This is a genomic window from Elstera sp. (genome assembly GCF_044372965.1).
In the GTDB taxonomy this organism is placed as follows: Bacteria; Pseudomonadota; Alphaproteobacteria; order Elsterales; family Elsteraceae; genus Elstera.
The window spans coordinates 1-3,312 of record NZ_JBILQX010000280.1; the positions used below are offsets into that span (position 1 = coordinate 1).

General features: G+C 61.8%; 6 protein-coding genes. 3 read left to right on the plus strand and 3 right to left on the minus strand.

What is annotated here, in order from left to right:
- Positions 1-193: 193 nt before the first annotated feature.
- From ACIQ36_RS19545 to mazG, 3 genes are read left to right on the plus strand one after another with little or no spacing between them, the layout of a single operon-like run.
- Positions 194-559 carry a bleomycin resistance protein gene (locus tag ACIQ36_RS19545; protein ID WP_395832470.1) on the plus strand — a complete coding sequence of 122 codons (366 nt, stop codon included), beginning with the start codon at positions 194-196 and terminating at the stop codon, positions 557-559.
- Entirely contained in the window at positions 556-1,188 is a 633-nt protein-coding gene (locus tag ACIQ36_RS19550) for a histidine phosphatase family protein (protein WP_395832472.1), read from the plus strand. The genes ACIQ36_RS19545 and ACIQ36_RS19550 overlap by 4 nt, the downstream gene beginning before the upstream one ends.
- On the plus strand, positions 1,185-2,006 hold the full coding sequence (gene mazG, locus ACIQ36_RS19555; protein ID WP_395832474.1) for a nucleoside triphosphate pyrophosphohydrolase: 822 nt from the start codon (positions 1,185-1,187) through the stop codon (positions 2,004-2,006). The genes ACIQ36_RS19550 and mazG overlap by 4 nt, the downstream gene beginning before the upstream one ends.
- Here the strand turns inward: mazG and ACIQ36_RS19560 are convergent, their stop codons facing one another.
- From ACIQ36_RS19560 to ACIQ36_RS19570, 3 genes are all read right to left on the minus strand, one after another.
- Complete coding sequence (locus ACIQ36_RS19560) at positions 2,007-2,351, minus strand: type II toxin-antitoxin system PemK/MazF family toxin (RefSeq protein WP_395832476.1); 345 nt, start codon at positions 2,349-2,351, stop codon at positions 2,007-2,009.
- Entirely contained in the window at positions 2,348-2,590 is a 243-nt protein-coding gene (locus ACIQ36_RS19565) for an antitoxin MazE family protein (protein WP_395832478.1), read from the minus strand. The genes ACIQ36_RS19560 and ACIQ36_RS19565 overlap by 4 nt, the downstream gene beginning before the upstream one ends.
- A gap of 150 nt (positions 2,591-2,740) precedes the next feature.
- On the minus strand, positions 2,741-3,154 hold the full coding sequence (locus tag ACIQ36_RS19570; protein ID WP_395832479.1) for a RidA family protein: 414 nt from the start codon (positions 3,152-3,154) through the stop codon (positions 2,741-2,743).
- Positions 3,155-3,312: the final 158 nt, after the last annotated feature.

Genomic DNA, 3,312 nt, shown 5'->3' on the forward strand with positions numbered 1-3,312 from the left:
TTTCTCAAGGAGGTAGCGACCGTTTTGGCGACACCCTATGATCCAGCGAGCCCATGTCGCACTTCGACGTGAATCCGTCAGCAGGAGAGTATGGCAGCTTGTCTCCCTTTCGGTGGTTTTCTATAAAGTCATCACCACCCGGTAGCCGCCGCGAGCGCGTGGGTTTGCCCCCTTTGCCTGCCGAGACCCCGAGATGACCGATGCCGCCGTCTGCCTGCCCGTTCTGCCCGCGTGCGATCTTGCGGAAGCGAAAATTTTCTACGCGGGGCTGCTTGGCTTTGCCGAGATTGTTTATAGCGACGATAATTACCTCATCGTTCGGCGCGGCAGTATGGAACTGCATCTCTGGCACACGGCGGACCGTAACCTTGCTGAAAACACGTCATGCTATATTCGCGGCGGCGAAATTTCCGGGCTCTATGCCGAGTATGCGGCGCGGGGCGTCCCTCGGCTTTCGGCATTTGAAATTCGGCCCTGGGGTATGAAAGAATTCTACATTCATGATCCCAGCGGCGTGCTGTTGCGGTTCGGCTGTGCTCCGGAGGAGATAGGCGCGTGATTCTGTTGTTCCGCCACGGGCAAACCCTGTGGAATCAAAGCTTTCGCATGCAAGGCGGCGGCGACTCGCCGCTCACCGATCTGGGCCAAGAGCAAGCCCGCGCGATGGGGGCAGCAGCGCGGGCGTTTCTTGCCAGCCGTTATCCCGCCCCCGGCCCGCTTCCGGTCCAGATCAGCCCATTGGGGCGGACGCGGCAAACGGCGGCGCTGATTGCAGACGAGTTGACGCGCGGCCCTGGCGGATACGCCCTTAGCCACCGGATCGATCCGCGCCTGCGCGAGATGACGGCGGGTGACTGGGAAGGCCAGGATTGGCGGGAAATGCGCGCGAGCCTGCCGCCCGAGCAGCAGCACCGCGATGTCATCGATATTTTCCGCACCGCTCCCGGCGGCGAGGGCGATGCGGCGGCGATTGCCCGGCTCGACCACTGGCTGGATGAGCACGCCGAGGTGACGGTCCCCAATATCGTCATCTCCCACGGCATTGCTGGGATTATCCTCCGCGGGCTCTATCTGGGTCTCGATGAGGAAGCGATGTTTGCCCAGGATCGGCCCCAGGACGCTTTCTATGTGCTGACCAAAGGTCAGACGATCCGCGTTCCCGTGTTTCAGGACGAAGCCGCGGCATGACCCTGCCCCCACCCGACCACGCCGACCCGGTGCAGCGGCTGCTGGCCATCATGGCCCGGCTGCGCGACCCCGAAACCGGCTGCCCCTGGGATTTGGAGCAGAGCCACGCAACCATCGTTCCTTACACGATAGAGGAAGCCTATGAGGTGGCCGATGCCGTCGCCGAGGGCGACCCACAGGCGCTGAAGGAGGAGTTGGGCGACCTCCTCTTGCAAGTGGTCTTCCAGGCGCAGATTTCCCAGGATGCGGGCGGCTTCACCTTCGCCGATGTGGCCGATGCTATCGCCACCAAAATGATCCGCCGCCATCCGCACGTCTTCACCGCCCCCGACGGTCGCGACGCCGAGGGCCAGGTCGCAGCCTGGGAAGTGATTAAGGCCGAAGAGCGCGCGGCGAAAGCCACGGAGGGGCCAAGCAGCGTGCTCGACGGCGTCGCGCGCGCCTTGCCCGCCCTGCTCCGCGCCCTCAAACTGCAAAAACGCGCCGCCCGCGTCGGCTTCGACTGGACCGACCCAAACGACGTGTTCGACAAGCTGCGCGAAGAACTGGCCGAGTTCGAAACCGAATTCACCGCCCCTACCCGCGATACCGCCCGGCTGGAGGATGAGTTGGGCGATATCCTCTTCTGCGCCGTGAACCTCGCCCGGCACCTGAACATCGACCCGGAAGCCGCGCTACGCGGCACAAACGCTAAGTTCGACCGGCGGTTTCGGTTTATCGAGACGACGCTGGCCCGCGAGGGCCGGTCGGTGGAAGGGGCGAGCTTGGCTGAGATGGAGGCGCTGTGGCAGGCGGCGAAGGGGGACGCGGCGGAATAGTTAGTCGGCTAGGCCTAGGAACATGGCGATGGAGCGGTTCAAATGTATAAGCTCGCCGTCTTCGAGTCTGCCGATCCGCTTATCGAGGCTCTCCCGCCGAAGGGCGACGATCTTATCAACCATGATTGCCGACGCGGTTTTGAGGCCATTCTCCGGGCTTGGCACCACGCGGATACGGAAGAGCGGGGCTTCGGTCGCGTCGGTGGTGAAGCCGCATACCGTGATTGATCCGATGGTATCGAAACGATCACTTTGAATAATGACCACCGGGCGGGGTTTACCCGTGTGCGCTCCCTTCTCCGCTGCCGTCCAGATGTCACCGCGCTTGGGGGTGGGTCCCGTCATTCCCCCTCGCCCCATCCAACAAACAGGGCTTCGACAAACGCCTGATCCTCGGCCGCCTGGGGGCTCCCCGCAACGGCGAGGCATTGTCGCCGCGCTTCGGCCTTAAAAGCCTCTGATCGCGTATCGGGAACCCATATCTGGATGGGCCGCATTCCCTGCGCTCGCATCCGCGCGCGATAGGCTTCAACCTTGTCCCGCGACGGGGAAGTTCCGCCCGCCTTTGGTGCCCTGATGCGCATGGTCTTGCCCCCCCTGTGGGTAGTGACATGTAACCTGACAATGCGATTCTATGGCAGAAATTTCAAGCGTGTTACCGGGGGCAGGTAGCACCGACATTGAGGTGCTTCACTAAGGTCATACACCACAATGTCGGCGCTTTGATCGGGTTTTTAAGCCAACAGAACCACCGCCTCAACTTCGAAAAGCATGGGGTCGATGGCGAGCTTTGGCACCGGAACCAGCGTTTGCGCAGGCAGCTTGGCCCCGAACATCCGCGTCACGGTCTCGGTCAGCACCCCCAACTTCGACATATCGTGATCGACCACGAAAACGGTCAGTTTTACGACCTGGTCCGGGCGCGCGCCGAGCGCGTCGATCACAGCGGCGAGGTTCGCATAGGCTTGCGTAACCTGTTCGCCGAAATCCGACGAGAGAGCGCCAGTCTGGTCCTGCCCGCCTTGTCCTGAGATAAAAGCCAGGCGACCGGACGCCGGGGTGATGACCGCCGTGCTGTAACCATTTGGCGTCGGGTCGTGCAGATGGGAAGGGTTGACGATAACCGGCGTGTGATTTTGAGAGGTCATGTTCAGTCTCCGTGTTGAGCTAACACGACCCGTCTAGAGTGAATTGGTGCCATAATTTGGCACCAAATATGCTAAACTTCGAAAATGAACATCCGCGTCCGACATGATTCCATCGTGCGCATCCTTCGGCGCAACGGCACCTCGACGGTCAATGATTT